Source organism: Saccharopolyspora sp. NPDC045941 (genome assembly GCF_056431445.1).
In genome coordinates this window covers 27,914-48,357 of sequence record NZ_JBWKKU010000032.1, presented here as the reverse complement: position 1 = coordinate 48,357, position 20,444 = coordinate 27,914, and the positions used below count along the sequence as shown (strand labels likewise).

The 20,444-nt window shown below is 70.0% G+C and carries 21 protein-coding genes; 14 read left to right on the top strand and 7 right to left on the bottom strand.

Features of this window, described 5'->3' with window-relative positions; translation table 11 throughout:
• Positions 1–114 precede the first annotated feature (114 nt).
• On the top strand, positions 115–1,332 hold the full coding sequence (locus AC07FN_RS24935; RefSeq protein WP_478397798.1) for a sensor histidine kinase: 1,218 nt from the start codon (positions 115–117) through the stop codon (positions 1,330–1,332).
• A complete protein-coding gene (locus AC07FN_RS24930) occupies positions 1,332–1,964 on the top strand; it encodes a response regulator (RefSeq protein WP_478397797.1) in 633 nt (210 codons plus the stop codon). The genes AC07FN_RS24935 and AC07FN_RS24930 overlap by 1 nt, the downstream gene beginning before the upstream one ends.
• Here AC07FN_RS24930 and AC07FN_RS24925 read toward each other — a convergent pair.
• Both AC07FN_RS24925 and AC07FN_RS24920 read right to left on the bottom strand, forming a co-directional pair.
• The gene (locus tag AC07FN_RS24925) at positions 1,948–2,964 is read right to left on the bottom strand and encodes a methyltransferase domain-containing protein (protein ID WP_478397796.1); all 1,017 of its coding nucleotides are present in this window, start codon (positions 2,962–2,964) and stop codon (positions 1,948–1,950) included. The two genes, AC07FN_RS24930 and AC07FN_RS24925, sit on opposite strands and share 17 nt — an antisense overlap.
• Positions 2,871–3,446: a hypothetical protein gene (locus AC07FN_RS24920; protein WP_478397795.1), complete on the bottom strand. Its 576-nt coding sequence runs from the start codon at positions 3,444–3,446 to the stop codon at positions 2,871–2,873. The genes AC07FN_RS24925 and AC07FN_RS24920 overlap by 94 nt, the downstream gene beginning before the upstream one ends.
• Before the next feature lie 120 nt (positions 3,447–3,566).
• On the opposite strand from AC07FN_RS24920, the gene AC07FN_RS24915 reads away from it, so the two are divergent.
• The 5 genes from AC07FN_RS24915 (at position 3,567) to AC07FN_RS24895 (ending at position 6,419) form a co-directional block, all read left to right on the top strand.
• A complete protein-coding gene (locus AC07FN_RS24915) occupies positions 3,567–4,289 on the top strand; it encodes a 3-keto-5-aminohexanoate cleavage protein (protein ID WP_478397794.1) in 723 nt (240 codons plus the stop codon).
• Positions 4,286–4,687 (top strand): PaaI family thioesterase, encoded by a 402-nt coding sequence (locus AC07FN_RS24910; protein ID WP_478397793.1) that lies wholly within the window; start codon positions 4,286–4,288, stop codon positions 4,685–4,687. The genes AC07FN_RS24915 and AC07FN_RS24910 overlap by 4 nt, the downstream gene beginning before the upstream one ends.
• Before the next feature lie 45 nt (positions 4,688–4,732).
• The gene (locus AC07FN_RS24905) at positions 4,733–5,059 is read left to right on the top strand and encodes an ArsR/SmtB family transcription factor (protein ID WP_358578012.1); all 327 of its coding nucleotides are present in this window, start codon (positions 4,733–4,735) and stop codon (positions 5,057–5,059) included.
• The gene (locus AC07FN_RS24900) at positions 5,056–5,994 is read left to right on the top strand and encodes an SRPBCC family protein (protein WP_478397792.1); all 939 of its coding nucleotides are present in this window, start codon (positions 5,056–5,058) and stop codon (positions 5,992–5,994) included. Before AC07FN_RS24905 ends, AC07FN_RS24900 begins: the two co-directional genes overlap by 4 nt.
• Before the next feature lie 98 nt (positions 5,995–6,092).
• Complete coding sequence (locus tag AC07FN_RS24895) at positions 6,093–6,419, top strand: putative quinol monooxygenase (protein ID WP_478397791.1); 327 nt, start codon at positions 6,093–6,095, stop codon at positions 6,417–6,419.
• Between the two features lie 48 nt (positions 6,420–6,467).
• On the opposite strand, the gene AC07FN_RS24890 is transcribed toward AC07FN_RS24895, so the two are convergent.
• Positions 6,468–7,169 carry an alpha/beta fold hydrolase gene (locus AC07FN_RS24890; RefSeq protein WP_478397790.1) on the bottom strand — a complete coding sequence of 234 codons (702 nt, stop codon included), beginning with the start codon at positions 7,167–7,169 and terminating at the stop codon, positions 6,468–6,470.
• An 88-nt stretch (positions 7,170–7,257) separates the two neighbouring features.
• Between AC07FN_RS24890 and AC07FN_RS24885 the strand changes: the two genes are divergently transcribed.
• Entirely contained in the window at positions 7,258–8,043 is a 786-nt protein-coding gene (locus AC07FN_RS24885) for an ArsR/SmtB family transcription factor (protein WP_478397789.1), read from the top strand.
• Positions 8,044–8,050: 7 nt separating this feature from the next.
• On the opposite strand, the gene AC07FN_RS24880 is transcribed toward AC07FN_RS24885, so the two are convergent.
• The 4 genes from AC07FN_RS24880 to AC07FN_RS24865 form a co-directional block, all read right to left on the bottom strand.
• Positions 8,051–8,566 (bottom strand): cupin domain-containing protein, encoded by a 516-nt coding sequence (locus AC07FN_RS24880; RefSeq protein ID WP_478397788.1) that lies wholly within the window; start codon positions 8,564–8,566, stop codon positions 8,051–8,053.
• A 21-nt stretch (positions 8,567–8,587) separates the two neighbouring features.
• Complete coding sequence (locus AC07FN_RS24875) at positions 8,588–9,796, bottom strand: cytochrome P450 (RefSeq protein WP_478397787.1); 1,209 nt, start codon at positions 9,794–9,796, stop codon at positions 8,588–8,590.
• The gene (locus AC07FN_RS24870; protein WP_478397786.1) at positions 9,796–10,911 is read right to left on the bottom strand and encodes a type III polyketide synthase; all 1,116 of its coding nucleotides are present in this window, start codon (positions 10,909–10,911) and stop codon (positions 9,796–9,798) included. The genes AC07FN_RS24875 and AC07FN_RS24870 overlap by 1 nt, the downstream gene beginning before the upstream one ends.
• 1,434 nt (positions 10,912–12,345) lie before the next feature.
• The gene (locus tag AC07FN_RS24865) at positions 12,346–13,194 is read right to left on the bottom strand and encodes a universal stress protein (RefSeq protein ID WP_478397785.1); all 849 of its coding nucleotides are present in this window, start codon (positions 13,192–13,194) and stop codon (positions 12,346–12,348) included.
• A 234-nt stretch (positions 13,195–13,428) separates the two neighbouring features.
• Between AC07FN_RS24865 and AC07FN_RS24860 the strand changes: the two genes are divergently transcribed.
• From AC07FN_RS24860 to AC07FN_RS24835, 6 genes are all read left to right on the top strand, one after another.
• Positions 13,429–14,433 carry an Acg family FMN-binding oxidoreductase gene (locus AC07FN_RS24860; protein ID WP_478397784.1) on the top strand — a complete coding sequence of 335 codons (1,005 nt, stop codon included), beginning with the start codon at positions 13,429–13,431 and terminating at the stop codon, positions 14,431–14,433.
• Positions 14,434–15,216: 783 nt separating this feature from the next.
• Positions 15,217–16,806, top strand: coding sequence for an ABC transporter substrate-binding protein (locus tag AC07FN_RS24855; protein ID WP_478397783.1), 1,590 nt, complete (start codon positions 15,217–15,219; stop codon positions 16,804–16,806).
• The gene (locus AC07FN_RS24850) at positions 16,803–17,837 is read left to right on the top strand and encodes an ABC transporter permease (protein ID WP_478397782.1); all 1,035 of its coding nucleotides are present in this window, start codon (positions 16,803–16,805) and stop codon (positions 17,835–17,837) included. Before AC07FN_RS24855 ends, AC07FN_RS24850 begins: the two co-directional genes overlap by 4 nt.
• On the top strand, positions 17,834–18,685 hold the full coding sequence (locus AC07FN_RS24845; RefSeq protein WP_478397781.1) for an ABC transporter permease: 852 nt from the start codon (positions 17,834–17,836) through the stop codon (positions 18,683–18,685). Before AC07FN_RS24850 ends, AC07FN_RS24845 begins: the two co-directional genes overlap by 4 nt.
• Before the next feature lie 8 nt (positions 18,686–18,693).
• Complete coding sequence (locus tag AC07FN_RS24840) at positions 18,694–19,671, top strand: ABC transporter ATP-binding protein (protein WP_478397780.1); 978 nt, start codon at positions 18,694–18,696, stop codon at positions 19,669–19,671.
• Positions 19,668–20,438 carry an ATP-binding cassette domain-containing protein gene (locus AC07FN_RS24835; protein WP_478397779.1) on the top strand — a complete coding sequence of 257 codons (771 nt, stop codon included), beginning with the start codon at positions 19,668–19,670 and terminating at the stop codon, positions 20,436–20,438. The genes AC07FN_RS24840 and AC07FN_RS24835 overlap by 4 nt, the downstream gene beginning before the upstream one ends.
• The last annotated feature ends 6 nt before the right edge of the window (positions 20,439–20,444 follow it).

The following is a 20,444-nucleotide window of genomic DNA, read 5'->3' as shown; positions in this document are numbered from 1 at the left end:
GGTGCACCCCGATCTCAACCGAACGATCGATGCCGCGCCCCGGCCGCGATGTCTAGAAAGGACCCTGGCGAGCACCGTCCGCCCCGTCCACCCGCAGGCCTTAAGGTGTCCACAGTGTCCGAAACGTCGTTGCCCGCCGGTCCCGGCCCGGTGGCGATCCTGCGGTTGATGCGGCTGGTGTTCCACGCGGGATTCCTGCTGCTGCTGGGCATCGCCACGGCGCGGGTGTTCCTCACCCACCCCGCCGGCCCGACCGGCTGGCTGGCGGTGGCCGGCGCGGTGCTGCTCACCGCCGTGTACGCCGCAGGCGCGGCCGTGCGCCACGCCCTGCACCGGCGGTGGCTGGCGATGACGTGGCTGGCGGCGGTCACCGCGGTGTGGGCGGGCCTGCTGGTGATCAGCCCGGACTTCTCGTGGCTGGCGTTCCCGCTGTTCTTCCTGCACCTGCACCTGCTGCGCGGGCGGCACGCGCTGGTCGCGGTCGTGGTGGTCACCGCCCTGGTCGTCTCGGCCCAGGGCTGGCACGCCGGGACCTGGAGCGTGGGCATGGTGCTGGGCCCGGTCGTCGGGGCGGGGGTGGCCGTGGTGATCACCTGGGGCTACTCGGCGATCTACGCCGAGAGCCAGCGCAGGCAAGCCCTCATCGACGACCTGACCCGCACCCGCGCGGAGCTGGCGTCGTCGCAGCACCAGGCCGGGGTGGCCGCCGAGCGCGAACGGCTGGCCAGGGAAATCCACGACACCCTCGCCCAGGGCCTGTCGAGCATCGTGCTGCTGCTGCGCGCGGCGGACTCGGCGCTGCCGCCGCAGGCGGACAAAGCCCGCGCCCGCATCGTCGAGGCGCAGCGCACGGCGGCGGACAACCTCGACGAGGCCCGCCGCTTCGTGCGGGACCTGCGACCACCGTCGCTGACCGGTGCGGGACTGCCGCAGGCACTGCAGCGGCTGTGCGAGGACACCGCGAGGGAATCGGGCATCCACTGCCGTTTCCAGACCGATGGCGTGCCCGTGCAGCTGCCGTCCGGCTACGAGGTGGCGCTGCTGCGCGCGGCGCAGGCCAGCCTCGGCAACGTCGTCCGCCACGCCCGCGCCCGCACCGCGGTGGTCACGCTCGGTTTCCTCGACACGGAGGTCACCCTCGACATCTACGACGACGGCGCCGGCTTCGACCCGGCCGCGGTCCGGCCCGCACCGGATGGCAGCGGATACGGGCTGATCGCGCTGCGGGAACGCATCGGCGCGCTGGGCGGGCGGCTCGCGGTGGAGTCCGCGCCCGGTGACGGCACCGCGGTGGCCATCCGGCTGCCCCTGACCGACGAGGAGATCCGGTGATGGCCGAATCGTTGCGCATCCTGCTCGTCGACGATCATCCGGTGGTCCGGCGCGGGCTGCGGGCGATGTTCGACGACCGGCCGGACATGACGGTGGTGGCCGAGGCCGCCGACGGGCAGGCCGCGCTGGACGTGCTGGCCGGCACCGAGGTGGACATCGTGCTGATGGACCTGCAGATGCCCACCGGCATGGACGGCGTCACGGCCACCCGCCGCATCACCGCCGAGGGTGGCCCGCCCGTGCTGGTGCTGACCACCTACGACTCCGACGCCGACATCCTCACCGCCGTGGAAGCCGGCGCCACCGGCTACATGCTCAAGGACGCCCCGCCGGAGGAGCTGTGCCAGGCGGTGTGGCTGGCGGCGTCAGGTCAGACGGCGCTGGCACCCGGCGTGGCGGCACGACTGCTCGGTCACCTGCGCCGCCCGCAGCCCGCGCTGAGCCCGCGCGAGGTGGAGATCCTGCAGCTGCTGGCCCAGGGCCGGTCCAACCGGGCGCTGTCGAAGGCGCTGTTCATCAGCGAGGCGACCGTGAAGACGCACCTGGTGCACATCTACGACAAGCTCGGCGTGGACAACCGCACCGCGGCGATCACCACGGCCTTGCAGCGCGGCATCATCCGGCCCCGGTGACCGCCTCGACCAGGAACGCCGGCCGCCACCAGTAGTCGGCCAGCCGCCGGGTGGTGATCCCGGCGAACCCAGCCTCGCGCAGCAGCGCTTCCCAAGCCTCGACGGCCAGCTCGTAGTTGGCGGGCGCGGCGGTGCCGAACTTGCCGAGGATCACCGGCAGGATGAACCCGGCGCCGACGAGATCGCGGTCGTCGTCGTACTCGCGCAGGCCGCGCTCCAGCCGGGCCAGGCAGTCGCGGAACCACGCGGGTTCCCACACCGAGGCGACCTCCGGGACGTCGAACTCCACCAGCACGAACCGGTCGGTGTGCGCGGCGATCCAGCGCAGCACCCGGGCCTTGTCGGCCTCGGGCAGGGATTGCAGCGCGAAGGTGGACTGCACCAGGTCCCAGCGCCGGGTGTGGGTGGCGGTGAAGTCCTGGGCGGTGCACGGCCACGCGAGGTGCGGGATACCGCGTCGGGTCAGCTCGGCGGTGGTCTCGGCCAGCAGCGCGGCACTGGGCTCGACGACCCCGACGGCGGGGCTGTGCTCGGTGAGCGCGGGCAGCAGCGCCATCCCGTCGCCGGTACCGATGTCGAGCAGCCGCTGAGGCCGGTGCCGCTGATAGAGCTCGCGCAGCGCGCCGGAGGTGGCCTCGTAGAGGCCAATGTTGCCGCCGCCGCGGATGAACGCCCGGAATGCCGCGGGGGAGTCGTAGACGCCCGCGGCATCGCCGCCCGCGGTGATCACGGCCAGCAGCCGCGCCAGTTCGCTGTCCGGGTCCAGGGCACGGGCCTGTTCGGCCGCGCTGTGCGCGGTGGTGGCATCACCGCTGCTGTAGGCCCGGATCGCCGCGCACAGCGCGGTTCCGGCATCGGCGAAGATGTCGGCGGGGCGGGTCTGATGGATCAGGACGTGCTCCTCGTTCAGGTGGGACCGTCTAGGTAGGACTGCCCGCGTGAGGACAGCCGGAAGCCCGACTCCTGGGGCTCGACGAGGCCGAGCTCGCGCAACTGCCACACATCGGATTTGCAGCGGGACACCGGCCGCCCCTGGTCGGCGGCGAGTTCGGCGGCCCGAAGCCCGGGCCGCCGCCGCAGCACCTCCAGGACGGCCTTGGTCCACGGCCCGCGCGGGGAGGCGACATCCAGCCGCGCCAATCGCCGGTCGATCTCGGCGCGCTCGCGGGGACGCAGCTCCACCGGTTCCGGCGGCAGCTGGGGCGCGGAGCCCGCGTAGCTGAGGGCGAGGCGGTAGACCGCGCCGCGGCCGTGCTTGTCCAAAGAGGACCGGAGACCGGCGGCGGAGGCGAAGCCGGCGCGGTGGGCGTCGGCATCGGTGATCTGGGCCGGATCGACCTCGGCGACCTCGTCGACACCGATCACCCCGACCGCGGTGTGCAACCGCGAGCCGGCCCGCGCCAGCGGGCTGGGCCAGCGCTGGAACGCCAGGGTGATCTCGCCGGCGGCCACGCCCCGCAGGATCCGGTTGCTCAACACCACGGCCACCACGCTAGTACAGGCGCCGCAATCACCGATCCGGGCGGATTGTCGCGCTCACGATGATCACGAAACGGGGTCGTCAGCTTCCGCACCCCTGCCGGCGCAGGGGAGAATCAGCGCATGTTGCAGGTCTGCCTCAACGGCGCCCGCTCGCCGCGCGAGCACTTCCACCTGCCCGTGCGGCCCGAGGAACTGGCCAAGGCCGCCGCGGACAGCATCACCGCCGGCGCCACCGACATCCACCTGCACCCCAAGGCGCCCGACGGGACCGACAGCCTCGACCCGCACGCGGTCGCCGCCGCGTTGCGCGCGGTGCGGGCCGCGGCACCCGGCATCGCGGTCGGCGTCACCACCGGCGCCTGGACCGCGCCCGACCCGGCCGACCGGATCCGGGCCATCCGGGCGTGGACGGTGCTGCCCGATCACGCCTCGGTGAACTGGCACGAGCCCGGCGCGGACGACGTCGCGGCCGTGCTGCTGGAGCGCGGTATCGGCGTCGAGGCGGGCATCTACTCCGGCACCGACGGCGACCACCAGTTCCTGCGTTCCCCGCACCGCGGCCGGGTCCTGCGGGTGTTGGCCGAGATCACCGACCTGACCGCGCGCGGCGCCCCGGCGACCGCCGAAGCCCTGCTGGAGCGGTTGCGGCCGGCGGCGACACCGATCCTGCTGCACGGCGAGGCAGCGGGTGCGTGGCCGGTGCTGACCGTCGCCGCCCGCCGTGGGCTCGCGACCCGCATCGGCCTGGAAGACACCCTGCTGCTGCCCGACGGGCAGGTCGCCGCCGACAACGCCGAACTGGTCGCCGCCGCGACCCGGATCCTCGCGGAGGAGAGCTCATGACCGCCATCGACCACCAGCAGCTCGTCGCGCTCATGCCGTTCGCGGTGTCGCTGGGTGTGCAGATCGACTCCGCGAGCGCCGAGGAGGTCCGCGGGCACCTGGACTGGGCACCGCAGCGCTGCACGGCGGGGGGAGTGCTGCACGGGGGAGCGGTCATGGCGCTGGCCGATTCGATCGGCGCGATCTGCGCGTTCCTCAACCTCCCCGAGGGCGCGCACACCGCCACGATCGAATCGAAGACGAACTTCTTCCGCGCGCTGCGCGAGGGTGCTCTGCACGCGGTCAGCCGCCCGCTGCACGTGGGCCGCACGAACATCGCGGTGCAGACGGAGCTGCTGGACGTCGACGGGCGCCGCATCGGGCACACCACCCAGACCCAGGCCGTGCTCACGGCCTGATCGGCCGGATTCGCGGGCATATTTCCACTCGGCTATATTGACGGGGTGGCAAGTACCTTCGAAGTCCTGGCCGAACCGCACCGCCGGGACATCCTCGACCTGCTGCGCACCGGCGAACGAGCCGTCGGCGACCTCGTCGACCACCTCCCGCTGAGCCAGCCCACGGTGTCCAAGCACCTCAAGGTGCTGCGCGAAGCAGGCCTGGTCGAAGTCCGCCAGGACGCCCAACGCCGCTGGTACCGGCTGCGTCCCGAGCCACTGGCCGAGATCGACGCCTGGCTGGCGCCCTACCGGCAGATGTGGCACGAACGCCTCGACGCCCTGCAACGCCACCTCGACGCCATGCCCGACCCGGAGGATACCCAGCCATGAACACCGACACGTCCGTCACGATGATCGGCGACCGCCCCGTCCTGCGCCTGCAACGCCTGCTGCACCACCCGCCGGAGAAGGTGTGGCGCGCCATCGCCGACCCCGCCGAGCTGACCCACTGGTTCCCGGCCCGCATCGACTTCGACCATCCCGTCCCGGGCGCCAAGATGCGCTTCACCTTCGAAGGCTCCGACACCGCCGACGAGGGGGAGATCCTCGAAGCCGACCCGCCGAAGGTCTTCGCCTTCCGCTGGGACACCGACGTCATCCGCTGCGAACTGCTCCCGCGCCCCGAAGGCTGCCTGCTGGTGTTCAGCCACGCGCTGCACGGCCCCGACAGCGACCGCCCGTCGACCGCCCGCCACGCCGCCGGCTGGGACGCCTGCCTCGACGGCCTCGCCGCCCGGCTCACCGGCACGACCGCCGAGTTCTCCATGCAGACCTGGTTCGAACGCGCCGAGGCCTACATCGAGCAGTTCGGCCTCGGCGAAGGCGAACTGCACGAGACCGACAACGGCCACGAGATCCGCTTCGAACGCGACTTCGTCCAACCACCCCACGCGGTCTGGGCGCTCATCACCGGCGACAGCAACCCCACCGCAGGCACCCGGCCTCCGCTGGAAAGCACCCACGGCTACGGCGAGGCCGGCGCACTCACCAGCGTCGAAGCCCCGAACGCCCTGGAATACGCCTGGCAACCAGGCGGCACCGTCCGGTTCCAGCTCCGCGACCAGCACCCGATCGGCACCCGCCTCACGTTCACCCACACCGTGCCCGCCGCACAGGCCGCCGAACAGGCCACCCTCCTGGCGGCATGGCAGGTCTACTTCGAGATCGTGTTCGCGGCCCTGCACGGCGACATCCGCTGCCCCTGGCCCGCCGACCGCACCGAGCAGCTGCGCGAGCACTACGCGCAACGCCTCGGCCTGGGCTGAATCGAAGCCGACCAGCCCGAATCGCCCCGCGTGCGGTTCCTTAGGATCATCGAGCCCGGTGGAAGCCGAGCACCACGACGCCCGAAGGAGTACCCGCGATGATCTTCATCACCGCCAAGTTCCGCATCCGGCCCGAACACGCCGACCGGTGGCCGGAGATCGCAGCCGAATTCACCCGGGCGACCCGCGCCGAACCCGGCTGCCTGTGGTTCGGCTGGTCCCGCAGCCTCGACGACCCGAACGAGTACGTCCTGGTCGAAGCCTTCCGCGACGACCAGGCCGGCGCCGCGCACGTCCAGTCCGAACACTTCGAGAAGGCCCGGCAAACCCTGCCGCCGCACCTCGCCGAGACCCCGCGGATCGTCAACGCGACCGTGGACCAGCAGGACTGGTCGCTGCTCGGCGAGATGGCCGTGCAGGACTGACCCGCTGTGGTGTCGTGCGTCCGAGCACGCACGACACCACAGCCGTCGTCACAGCGACCCCGCCAGATCGGCCAGCAGGGCGGCGACCAGATCCGGCCGGGACCAGTTGGGGCAGTGCCCGGTCGGCAACTCCACGACCTCGACCGCGTCCCACTCGACCGAACCCGACACCAGCTCCGGCATCCGGTCGGCCGCGCCCCGCACGAAGGTCACCGACACCTCCCGCCACGCCGCCGCCCGCACACCCTGCGCACCGATCACCGGGTTACTGGGTCGCAGCAACGAAATCGCCTCCTCGGCCCGCGCTGCGGAGCAGTCGTGGAACAACGCCTCCCGCGCGGAATCCGCGGTCAGCTCCAGCAAGCCGTCCACACGCCACCGCACCGCCTCCCGCGCCCCGGGCCCAACAACAGGCGGGGGAGCGAGATCGGTCAGGCTCTGCCCGGCATCGGGCATCGCGCCGGCGAGGTACACCAACCGCCGCACTGCCGGATGCCCGGCCGCCGCCTCCGTGATCACCGCACCGCCGTAGGAATGCCCGCACAGCACCACCTGCTCGGTCACCGCGTCCAGGAGCTCCCGCACCTGGGCGGCGTCGTCGTGCAGATCGCCGGCCGCATCGCGGACGCCGCCGAACCCGCTGGGCAGATCCGCGACCGAGCACCCGATCCCCACGCCCTCCAGGTCTGCGACGACATCGCGCCACGACCAGGGCCCCAGGAAACTGCCGTGCACCAGCACCACAGCCATACCGGGAGCCTAACTGGCCACCCTTTGACATGCAGCCGGTTGGCTGCCTATATTCACGCAGCCAACCGACTGCGCTTTGGTAGGTGAAATGGACGACGTGTTCAAAGCACTGGCCGACCCCAACCGTCGCCAACTGCTCGACAACCTGAACGCCCACAACGGCCAAACCCTGCGCGAACTGTGCAGCGGCCTCGACATGGCCCGGCAATCCGTGAGCAAGCACCTCGCAGTGCTCGAAGCCGCCAACCTCGTCACCACCGTCCGACGCGGCCGCGAAAAACTCCACTACCTCAACGCCGAACCCATCAACGCCCTCACCGAACGCTGGATCGACCAGTACGACCGACAACGCATCCGCGCACTCGCAGACCTCAAAACCGCACTGGAGCAACCCGTGAACAACCCAGAATTCGTCTACACGACCTACATCAACACCACGCCGCAACGGCTCTGGCAAGCCCTCACCGACCCCGCCTTCACCCGCCGCTACTGGGGCCTGACCATCGACACCGACTGGCAACCCGGCTCCACCATGACCTGGCACGTACCCGGCACCACGATCACCGACCCCGCCCAGGTCGTCCTCGAAGCCGAACCCCACCGCAAGCTCGCCTACACCTGGCACACCTTCACCCCGCAATGGGCCGAAGGCAGCGGCATCGACCACGACACGCTCACCACGATCGCCGCCGAACCCCGATCGAAGGTCACCTTCGAGATCGAACCCCTCGGCGACATCGTCAAACTCACCGTGATCCACGACGGCTTCGAACCGGACAGCACCGTGCTCACCATGATCACCCAAGGCTGGCCCGCCCTGCTCTCCAGCCTCAAAACCCTGCTGGAAACCGGCGAAGCACTACCCGACGCCTAACAACACCTCACGCATCGAACCGCAACGGCGTCAACTGCTCGATGTCATGCCGCCGCCGCAACTCCGCCACCGCCACATCATCCACGCCACCCGGAGCCTCCAGGATCTCCAACAACTCCTCGAAGTACCGCTCGTGATGCGACGGCGGCGACGACTGGAAGAACATCCGCGCCGCAACCTCACCACGATTGGCGAACGCATGCGGACACCCCGGCGGCACGAACATGACACTGCCCGGACCAGCACGACAAACCCGCTGCCCCGACTCGCCCTCCCACTCGGACCAGTCGCCCCCACCACGCACGACCGGCTCGAACGCCAACAGCTCCAGCTCACCCTCCAGCACGTAGAACAACTCCTCGCTGCGGGCGTGCACATGCGCACCGACGTCGAAACCCGGCGGCACCACGACCTCGAAACTCGACGCCGCCGACGAATGCGCCCCCGTGACCTTGAACGTCACGTCCTGCGCACCCGTCACGATCCGCTTCCCACCACCAGGCGGAACGACCAAACCCTGCATCAGCGCTGAACCTTCCCCGAATCACCAGGTCACCGGCAGACCGACCGGACCGCGGATCATCACGTCCTGCCGCCACCGGACCTCCTCCGGCGGCACCGCCAACCGAAGCCGGGGGAGACGCTCCACCAAACCACCCAGCAGCACCTGCGACTCCATCCGCGCCAACAACGGCCCCACGCAGTAATGCGGGCCATGCCCGAACGCCACGTGCGGAATCTCCGCACGCCCCAGATCGAACCGCTCCGGCTCCGGGAAGACCTCCGGATCCCAGTTCGCCGTCACGTACGAGACGTGCACGACGTCCCCGGCCCGAATCCGAACACCCCGGATCACCACGTCCTCGGTGGCCACCCGCGGCTGCCCGACACCGCGCTTGTGCGGGATGAAACGCAGCAGCTCCTCCACCGCATGCGGAACCAGCCCCGGCTCGGCCACCAACCGATCCCGCAAACCCGGCTCCGTCAACAGCACGTACACCATGTTCGAACTGTTGTGGCGAACCGCGTGCCACCCGTTCAGCGACACCAGCACCACCAGCGCGCCCAGCTCCTCGTCATCGATCTCGCCACGATCACGCGCATCACCCAGCACCGTCAGCAGATCATCACCCGACTCCCGACGGCGCCGCGCCACCAACTTGTGGAAGTACGCGTACAACTCGTCCTTGATCCGACCGTTGCGAGCCACCTCCGACTCGTCGCGCGCCATGCTGAACAACGTCTCCGCGCACCACATCAACCACGGCCGATCGTCCTCCGGAACACCCACGACCTCACCGATCATCGCCATCGGAAAGGGCGCCACCACGTGCTCCACCAGATCGGCCGGCGGCCCCGCGCTGACCAACGCCGCAATCCGCTCGGCCACCACCTGCTCGGCACGTGCCCGCAACCGCTCGACGTTGCGCTGCGCGAAGACCTTCGCCGCCACCCGCCGGATCCGCGCATGCCCCGGCGGATCCGCATAGCTCACCGCCCGGTCCAACGGGATGATGTGCTTCGTCATCCGCGGGAACGGCCGGCCCGCGATCGCCGCCCGGCTGAACCTCGGATCCGAGGTCACGAACTTGACGTCCTCGTACCGCGTCACCAGCCACGCCTCACCCCACCCGAACTGCATCCGGATCCGCGCCACCGGCTCGTCCCGCAAGAACGCGGCCAGATCCGGATCGAACCCCACCCCGGCGATGTTCGGCGGCACGTAGCCCCGCACCGGACACCGATCCGACATCAGCGACCTCCCAACGGACGCGCAACCTCCACCTGCTCACCCCGGGGACGCACGATCGTCGGCTCCGGCCCCGAAACCCAACTGCCGACGGCCATCTCCGCACTGATGCCCGGGCCGAAACCAGCGATCACCCCACGCGCCCGATCGGGCACCGAACCCTCGTCGAACATCCGCAACAACGCATCGAGCACGACGCCGCTGGCGATGTTCCCGTACTCGGTGAGCGTCGCCCGGCTGTACCGGAACGCCACCGGCGGCACCCCCAAGAACTTCGTCAGATCGTCGAGGATCCGCGGCCCACCGGCATGGATGATGTAGAAGTCCAGCCCCGAGACATCCCACCGATGCCGATCCGCCAACGCACGCAACGCCGGTGCCAGCGGCTCCATCGTCGTCGGCACCCGCTTGTCCAACCGGAAGTGGAAGCCGGTGGCCTTCACCTGGTAGGAAATCCAGTCCTCGGTGTCCGGGATCATCGCCGCGGCATTGCGCTCCAGCAGAACCCCGCTACCACCGGAACCCCGCACCACGGCGGCCGCGACGGCATCGCCGAACAACCCGTTCGACAGCAACGAACCGATGTCGTGGTCGTCGGGCTGGTAGCACAGCGAGCAGAACTCGCAGGCCACGATCAACGCGTTCAAGTCGGGATAGGCGGTGCAGAAGTCGTGCGCGCGGTTGATCGCCGCACCACCCGCAGCGCACCCGAGCTGCGCGATCGGCAGCTGCCGCGTGTCGTGGCGGAACCCCATCGAGTTGATCAGCCACGACGTCATCGACGGCATCATGAACCCGGTGCACGACACGTACACCAGCAGGTCGATGTCCTCGGCGCGCAACCCGGAATTGGCCAGCGCCCGGGACACGACGGCCGGCACGCGCAGCTTGGCCTGCTCCTCGTAGATCCTGTTGCGCACCTCGAACCCCGGATGCTGCAACGTCTCGGAGATCGGCCGGATGAGGTGGCGCTTGCGGACCCCGGTGTTGCTGATCAACCGCAGGGCGAGGGGGAGTTGCGGGTGATCGCCGTGGACTCGACGGGCGTGCTCAAGAGTTTCCTCCACGGTGATGACGTGCTCGGGAACCGCAACCGCCGGTCTGCACAGAACTGCCACCGATGCCTCCAGACGTACGAGCAGACCTGCTGCGAAGCGAATTGGTTCGGCACTCATCATCCGGTGCGGCGGGAGGAATGGTCGTCCGTGCAAGGCCGTTTCCCTCGGCATAGCCACTGATGGGAGGACACAGCGGTGTTGAGTGACCAACTCACGTGAAAGTTGTTCGCGCCCAACGGATTTCCGGATCCGGCGGCACGATTCGACTTCGGAGACAAGGGGAGTGGGGCGACTCCGTCGCACAAGCCATCAACCCATTGCGATGCGTCTATCTCTGCGATGTTGATCTAGGACAGGACGCCGAGGGGAGAGGCGGCCGGCGGTCCGGCGCAGATTTCTCGCTGGCGCACAACTGGCGAGTCAGACTCGCGGGTGCGCGACCACAGCGTGCATTCCGAGCCAGGAGCCGCCTTCCCGTCGCTCGGGATGCCGGAGCGTCGATGAGCATGGGCGGACTCGGTGTGCAGTCAGGTCGGGCGATAGCGCGACCGGGACGTGGCCGGAGGCCGGGGTGGTGGTCGGAGCGCCTCGCGAATGCATTACTTAACATAATGTACATTATCGGCGTTTGATCGACCTGCGGAGATGGCGACCAGAAGGGCCTGTTTGTCGGGTTTTCGCGCCATGTTGCATCTGACTTCGACGTCAGTGCCGACGAGCCGGATGGCGTGATTGGCAACCGGCGCCTGACGGCCGGCTGGCTCGTCGGCGCCGGCCGGCGGTGTGTCAGGCGCAGTGCGATGTCGACCATGGGATTGCGTCGTGAGCCGAGGTGGCGTGCCGAGCTTGGCCGGCTCATGGTGTCGGATGCAGACGAAGGCCCTCCGGTCGCCCATCCGGCTTGATCTACCGGGCCTCCGTTCCTCTACCTATTAACGTCACAGTGACAAAACCAGGTAGGCGGAACGGGACGTCCATCTGCGCAGCATCATCGAAGCAATCCGCCGGATCATGATCCACATGATTCGCGGCGGGCCGAGCCGGGCGCGCCATGTGGAACGATCTGGCCTGATGATTCGGCCGGACGGCAAGACGTGTGGCGTGCCGATGCGGAGCCGTTGAACGTGCGGACCACGAGAGAGCCGATCGGCCTGGGCGAGCGACCAGCTATCCCCCGGGAAGGGCTCCGGCTCTCTCCTCTCGCCACGTCTCCATTTGATGGATAACGTTCATTATCCATCAAATGGAGAAAGAGAAGGCATGTCGAAGGTCCTTGCTCGCGCCGCCCGGGACTTGTTGCTACTCCACGCACATTCGCTCCTGGATGCCGCTGCCCTCGGTCACTTCTGGCAGCTCGCTTCCCCTTCGTCTGCTGGAAAGACTTATCCCCTGCCCCTACGAGGTCGGCCCCAGTCCCCTCCCCGTGCACTCAGAGCGCGGTCGGTGCGTAGGCTGCCCTTCCCCGCCGCATCGCCCCTCTATCGTCCGCAGAGGTCACGCCGCGGAGCGGGCGATCAGGACCGGGCACGGGGCCATGTGCAGTAGGGCGCGGCTGGTCGAGCCCAGCAGCATGCCGGTCATGCCGCCTCTCCCCCTGCTGCCCACGACGATCAGCTGGGCCTCCCTGCCGTGTCCGACCAGGTATCGGACCGGACGGTCCCGTTCCACCACGCGATGCACCTCGACGTCCGGGTACTTCTCCCGCCACCCGGCGAGGCGCTCGGCGAGCACCGCTCGCTCGGCCTCGTTGATCGCCTCCCATTCCTGGTCGTCGTCGCGGGCGAGCCAGGGCTCGACTTCGACGTCCATCCAGACGTGCACGGCCACCAGCGGCGCGTGGCGCACCGATGCCTCCTCGAAGGCCGCGGCAACGGCGGCCTCGCCGACGCGGGACCCGTCGACGCCGACGAGAATCGGCCCCGGATCTGCCGGTTCGACGTCGCGAGCACGCACTACGACCACCGGGCACTCGGCGTGCATGGCGACCGTCTCGGCCGTGGAGCCGACCATCATGCCCCCGCCTTCACCGAGGCCCCGGATCCCCACGATCACCCGGCGGGCCTGTGCGGATTCCTCGACGAGAACGGCGTGCGGGGCGCCTCGGCGCAGTTCCGACGTCGTCTCGACGCCTGGCGCGACCTCGTCGACCTGCTGAGCGGCCACGGCCAGCCAACGGCGCCGTGCGGATTCCTCGGCCACACGCGCCTTGTCCGGCAGTGACTCCGCTCCGACCGAGATCAACCGCAATGGCACGCGGTGCAACGCGGCGTCGGCCGCAGCCCACCGCACGGCGTTCAGCGCCGCCTCGGACCCGTCGACGCCCACGATGTTGGCCTTGCGCATGCTCGTCTCCTTCCCCCTGACCGACCGTAAGGCCCTTCCAGAACCGCACAAGTCGGGCGTTCCTGGAGGACTTCGTGCCCAGTCGGTGCAGGTCGGATGCGCCGGATGCCACGGGCGACGGGGATCAAGGGCACTTCGTCACTCGTGGCTCCGGTGCTGTTCGAAGGCACTTGGACCCTCGCTCGGCGGACTCCGAGCGGTCACAGTGACAGCATCGAGGGTGAGGAGTCGTGCATGCGAACGTTCCCCGCTGCCTTCGGGCTGACATCCAGCCAGACGGAGCAGGTCGTCCGGCTGGCCGGGATGGCTCCGTCGCTGCACAACAGCCAGCCGTGGCGCTTCCGGGTCCTGCCCCACCTGATCGAACTGCACGCGGATCCGAAGCGGCACCTGCCGGTCGCCGATCCGGAGGACCGGGAATTGCGGCTGGCGTGCGGGGCGGCGCTGTTCAACCTGCGACTCGCTCTGGAACAGGCGGGCATCCGGCCGGTGGTGACCCTGCTTCCGCGCTTGGCGGCCGCCACCACGTTGGCCGAGGTGCGCAGCGGTGGCCAAGCGGATCAGCGCCCGGCCAACCTGCGGTGCTACGAGGCGATCACAGAGCGGCACAGCCATCGGCAGCCGTTCCGGAACATCCCGGTGTCCACAGCGGACCGGCACTTGCTGATGCGTGCTGCCCATGAGGAGCAAGCGTGGCTGCATATCGTCCAGCCAGGCGAGCACGGCGCGCTTGAGGGTCTGGTGCACCGCGCGCATCGAGCGCAGATGGCCGATGCGCGTTTCCGGACCGAGATGGCGGCTTGGACGGGGCGCACCGATGACACCACCGAGGGCGTGCCGGTGTCGGCTGCGGGGCCCAAACCGGAGCCGAAGGACCAGTGGGTGCACCGCGATTTCACCGCGGGGCGCACCGAGCGGTCGCCGGGAACGGAGTTCGAGTCTCATCCGCTGCTGGTCGTGTTGTGCACCCGGCACAGCGGCCGGGAGGCGGACCTGCAGGCTGGGCAGGCTTTGCAACGGTTGTGGCTGACCACGACCGCGCAGGGCCTGGTCGCCTCGATGATCTCCGAGGTCGTCGAGGTGCCGGAGACGCGTGAAGAGCTCCAGCGGATGCTCGGTGGGAACGTGGTCCCGCGTGCGCTGCTGCGGATCGGGCACGGTGCACCGTCGGTGCCCTCTCCTCGTCGCAACGTGGGTGACATGCTCGTCGACGACGTCTCCGAAGCGTTCGAAAGCTGAGCGCTCCTCGTCCGGGCGAGGCGTCCATTTGAGACGTTCCTGGACATCCCGAGCAGTCGCAGCGGCTTGCATCCGTTGCGACCACCACGATCGCGATGTGGTTGTGCGGTGGTCAGGTTCTGGTTGAAGAACTGGGTCAGCTCGGCCACGGCCGGGGTGACGTACTCATCGACGTCGTAGAGGTCGACGAGGGTGGCGCCTTCTATTGGTGAGGAGTTCGGCGTTGTCCCCCGCCGGCGGGTTCGGTGCCGTGGGCCCGCAGGCCGTCGAGGACGCCCTCGACGGCGTCGTCGCCCCAGGCGGAGCCGATCAGCGCGGCGTCGTCGACCGAGAGCTCCCGGGGCGGGCCCGATCCGGTCTCGCAGGTGCGGATAACGACGTCCGGGATGGAGTGGAGCGGAGTTCCTCAACGTGGGCGCGGACGCGGTCCTGGTAGTTCATGCCTGTAGATCCTTGCCCAGGCCACCGACTGTCACCGCACCGCCCGGCGCGGCGCGCGGTCGTCTGCCGCGCGTAACCCTCGCTAGCCGACGGACACCTGATCTCCGGCACCGCATCCCCAGTGGCCTGATCGCCCTCGGCTCCGCTCCGATACCACGACGAACGTCCACTTTGGAAGGATTTCGATCTCCTGGTGCTGGTCGAAGGCGAGCCGGGCGCGTTTCGGGTCGGTAACCACCTCGTCGCCCCATTGCATCGGCAACTACGCACGGGCTAGTTTGTACGCGATGCGGTCGAATGTACGTAGAGCGTACACTCGGAGCCTTCGCGAAAGGAGCCCAGGTGGCCGGTAGCGGAGCGAGATCGAGGCCGCGGCGCCTCGCCGCGGTGGTGGTGACCCTCGCGTTGGCCGCCACCACGGCCGGGGCGTGCACGGCCGGGGGCCGGGCGGGCGCCACGGCGGGAAACGGGCGGAACATCGTCGTCGCCTACAACAACAAGATCAATTCGCTGGATCCGATCAACGTCGAGTACCAGCAGGCCAACGTGGTGCTGCAGGGCCTCTACGACACGGTGGTCACCTACGACGCCGACCAGCGCCTGGTGGGCCGGCTCGCGTCGGGCTTCGCGCTGTCCCCCGACGCCACCGCCGTCGACATCACGCTGCGCGAGGGCGTCACGTTCCACGACGGGACCCCGCTGACCGCGGCCGACGTCGCGTACACATTGGACCGGACGGCGCGGCTGGCCCGGGGCGCGGCGACCTACCTGACCGGGTACGCGGGCACCGAGGTCCGCGACGCCGGGCACCTGACGATCCGGCTGACCAAGCCGAATTCGCTGATCCTCGGCGGGCTCAGCAAGATCTACATCCTCAACTCCGCCCTGGTGCGGCGCAACGAGGGAACCGACGACGCGCAGAGCTGGCTGTCCGCCAACGACGCGGGCAGCGGCCCGTTCCGGCTCACCGAGGCGCGGCAGGGCGACACCTTCGGCATCCACCGCCACCCCGGCTACTGGGAGTTCGACCCGGCCCGGCCCGACGAGCTCTCGTTCCGGCTGATCACCGAGAGCGCCACGCAACGCGACGAACTGCGCGCGGGCAACCTCGACGTGGCCACCACCCTGACCGCGACCGACGCGGCCACCCTGGACGGCATCGACGGGGTCACCGTCCGCACCTCCCCGACCAATCTGGAATCGGTGGTGGTGTTCAACATGGTCGACGGGCCGACCACGAATCCCGCGGTGCGCAAGGCGATTCAGCTGGCCTACGACTACCAGGGCGCGCTGCGGGCCTTCCGCGGCGGCGCGGGATCCGTCGCCGCGGGGCCGCTGCCCAACACGATGTCGTGCCGCCCGGGCCTGCCGCCGGCGCATCGCGACCTCGCGGAGGCGCGGCGGGTCCTGGACCGGGCGGGCATCGGCAAGCTGACGCTGACCATGAGCTTCCAGCCGTCGTCGACGGTGTGGAAGCAGGAGGCGACGCTGCTGCAGTCGAACCTGGCCGAGATCGGGGTGACGCTCAACCTCGAACCGATCGCCTTCGCCGACTACCTGAGCCGGCTGTCGGACCGGTCGAAGATCCCGCAGATGATGTTGCTGGAGGAGTTCGCCCAGTTCCCCGATCCGGGCGCGCTGCTGGTGCGGGGCTACCACTCCGAGTCGGTGGGCACCAACCGCTCCGGCTACGCCGATCCCGAGCTGGACGCGTTGCTGCAGCAGGCCCTGGCCAGTCCCACCGCCGAGCAGGCATGCCCGAGCTACCTGCGGGCGCAGGAGCTGATCGACCGCCAGGCGATCACCCTGCCCATGTACACACTGGAGAAGTCGATCGGCTTCGCGAACCGGGTGTCCGGGGTGCGCCCGGCGACGGTCGGGTCCGGGGTGTCGGTGCCGGACCTGCGGCTGTCGGCGGGAGGCGCCCGATGAGCGGATCACGACAGGCGATCTGGTTGCTGGCGCGCCGGCTGGGCACCGCGCTGCTGACGGTGCTCGGGCTGGTCACGCTGGTGTTCGCGATGATCAAGCTGATCCCGGGCGACGAGGCGCAGGTAGCGGCCGGTGACGGCGCCACCCCGGCGCAGGTCGAGCGGACCCGCGCGCAGCTCGGTCTCGACGCCCCGGCGATCGTGCAGTACTTCCGCTACCTGGGCCGGCTCGTGCACGGCGATCTCGGCACTTCCACGGCGACCCGGCACCCGGTGCTCAGCGATGTGCTCGCGGTGCTGCCCGCGACGGCCGAGTTGGTGGTGCTCGCGCTGCTGCTGGCGCTGTTGGTGGCGTTGCCTGCCGCGACGTTCGCGGCGCTGCGGCACGGGGCGGCCACCGACGCGGTCAGCCGGATCCTGGTCGTCATCACCGCTGGGCTGCCGACCTTCTGGCTGGGGTTGCTGCTGCAGTGGCTGCTCGGCACCAAGCTGGAGATGCTGCCGATCTCCGGCCGGTTCTCCGCGGGCGTCGAGGTTCCGACGCGCACGGGCATGGCGATGCTCGACGCGTTGCTGGCCGGTGACCTCTACGCGTTCTACGACGCGCTCCAGCACTTCGTGCTGCCCGCCTCGGTGCTGGCCGTCCCGGTCGCTGCGCAGCTGTTCCGGTTGTTGCGCGCGGAATTGCTGACCGTGCTCGCCCGCGAGCACATCACCGTCGCCAGGGCCAAAGGGGTGCCGATGCGGCGGTTGGTGCGCGGGCACGCGGTGCCGAATGCGATGGGTCCGGTGCTGACGCTCACCGGCATCGAGGTCGGCATCCTGGTCGGCTCCGCGGTGCTGGTCGAGTCGATCTTCGGGCTGTCCGGTGTCGGCGCCTACCTGCAGAACGCGGTGGAGCAGCGGGACATCTTCGCGGTGCTGGGCACGGTGACGGCGATCGGTGTGCTCGTCGTGCTCGCTAACCTTGTGACCGATGTGGTGCAGCTCGTGCGGGATCCGCGGCTGCGCTCGACCCGGATGGGCGGGTGAGTACCGTGCCGCAACTCATCAGGTCGACGCGGTCGACCAGGTGGAGCACGCTCGACGCGATCGTGATCGCGTTGGTGTGCCTGGTCGTGGCCACCGCGCTGCTGGGGCCGCTGCTGGCGCCCGAGTCGGCGTTCCGCTCCAACGTGCTGGAAGCCCTGCAACCGCCCAGCGCGGCGCACTGGTTCGGCACCGACGACCAGGGCCGGGACGTGCTCTGGCGGCTGGTGGCCGGGGCTCGCGAAACGCTGCTGGCCGCGATGCTCGTGGTGGTCAGCTATTCGGCCATCGGTTGCCTGGTCGCGGTGCTGGCCACCGTGGGCGGCCGGTGGCTGGACGAGGTGCTGATGCGGGTCACCGACATCGCGTTGGCGCTGCCCGGGATGGTCGTGGCCCTCGGCTTCGCCGCCGCGATGGGGCCGAGCCTCAAGAGCGCGATCATCGCGATGGTCCTGGCCGGCTGGCCGATGACCGCGCGGCTGTTGCGCGGGGTGATGCACGAGACCATGGCGATGCCGTTCGTCGCCGGGGCTCGCGTGCTCGGGGTGTCCCGGACCCGGCTGATGCTGCGCCACGTCCTGCCGAACTCGCTGGACGCGCTGCTGGTCAAGTGGGCGGGCGACATCGGGTTCACGGTGCTGCTGCTGGCGGGGCTGTCGTTCATCGGCGTCGGCGCCCAACCGCCCAGCGCCGAGTGGGGTGCCATGATCTCGGGCGCGAAGGGCTACATCGCCACCGCCTGGTGGGTGGCCCTGGCTCCGGGCCTGGCTATCGCCGTCACCGCCGCGTCCTTCGGGCTGCTCGGCGATCTGCTGCAAGTCCGCCGCAATCCCGCGTTGAGGAAGAAATGAGGTCCGCGATGGTCGCGACCCCGCTGCTGGACATCCGCGGGCTGACGGTCCAGGTCGACGGGCCCGCGGGGCCGGTGACGCTGGTGGATTCCTTCGATCTCGCCCTTGCCGCCGGTGACCGGGTCGCGCTGGTCGGCGAGTCCGGTTCCGGCAAGTCCGTGATGGCCCGGTCGGTGCTCCAGCTGGATCCCGACGTCGCGTTGTCCGGGTCGATCCGCCTGGGTGGCAGCGAACTGCTGTCCAGCGGCGAGGCCGAGCTGACCCGGGTGCGGGGCGGCCGGGTCGGCATGGTGTTCCAGGATCCGATGGGCGCGCTGAACCCGCTGCAGACGATCGGTAGGCAGATCGCCGAACCGCTGCTGTTGAAGGGAGTTCCGCGGCGGACCGCGCTGAACCGGGCGCGGGACCTGCTGGACGAGCTCGGCGTCGACCGGGCCGCGCAGCGGCTGCGGGCCTACCCGCACGAGTTCTCCGGTGGGATGCGCCAGCGCGTGGTGCTCGCGATGGCCTTGATCGGCGAGCCCGAGCTGCTGATCGCCGACGAGCCGACTACGGCGTTGGACGTGCGGGTGCAGCAGCAGGTGCTGGCGCTGCTGGACGACGTGTGCCGCCGCCGCGGGCTGGCGGTCCTGCTCATCACCCACGACCTGGGGCTGGTCGCGGGTTTCGCCGAGCGGGTCGTCGTGATGTACGCGGGCCGCAAGGCCGAGGAACGGCCGGTGCGCCCGCTCTACGCGCAGCCCGCCCACCCCTACACCTCGGGTCTGCTGCGCGCGGTGCCGCGGATCGATCGGGAGACGCAGCGGTTGGCGTCGATCCCGGGTGTTCCGCCGACGCCGTCCGCCCGCCCCGCCGGCTGCGCGTTCCACCCCCGGTGCGAGGTGCGCGTGGACCGGTGCAGCACCGAGATCCCGCGGCCGCGTGCGCTGGAGCACGGCGTCGCCGCCTGCCACCTGCTCGGCGATGATGCGGAGGCCCGCCCATGACCTTGCTCGACGTACGCGCGGTGACCAAGGAATTCCGCGGCACGCGCGCCCTGCACGCCGTCGACCTCGCCGTGGGCGGGGGCGAAACCGTCGGCCTGGTCGGCGAATCCGGGTCCGGGAAGTCGACGCTGCTGAAGTGCGCGCTGCGGCTGGAACGTCCGGACAGCGGCGAGATCCGCTACGACGGCATCGACGTGATCCGCGCGGACCGGGCGCAGCGCAAGCGGTTCCGGCGGGAAGTGCAGATGGTGTTCCAGGATCCGCACGCCAGCCTCAATCCGCGGATGACGGTCGAGCAGCTGGTCTCCGAGGGCATGCTCGTGCACGGGCTGGAGCGGTCCCGGGCGGGCCGGCGGGACCGCGTGGCCGAGTTGCTGTCGATGGTCGGGCTGGACCCCTTGGACATGGGCCGTCGCCCCGGCTCGTTCTCGGGCGGGCAGCGGCAGCGCATCGCCATCGCGCGGGCGCTGGCGGTGCGACCGCGCCTGCTGGTCTGCGACGAACCGGTGTCCGCGCTGGACGTTTCGGTGCAGGCGCAGGTGATCAACCTGCTGGCGGACATGCAGGCGGAGCTGGGGCTGGCGGTGCTGTTCATCGCGCACGACCTCGCCGTGGTCGGCCACCTCTGCACCCGGATCGCGGTCATCTCGCGCGGCGAGATCGTCGAGTCCGGTCCGCGCGAGCAGGTTTTCGGCGCGCCGCGCCACGAGTACACCCGCGCGCTGCTGGACGCGGTGCCCATTCCCGATCCCACGATCGCACGATGAGAGGAC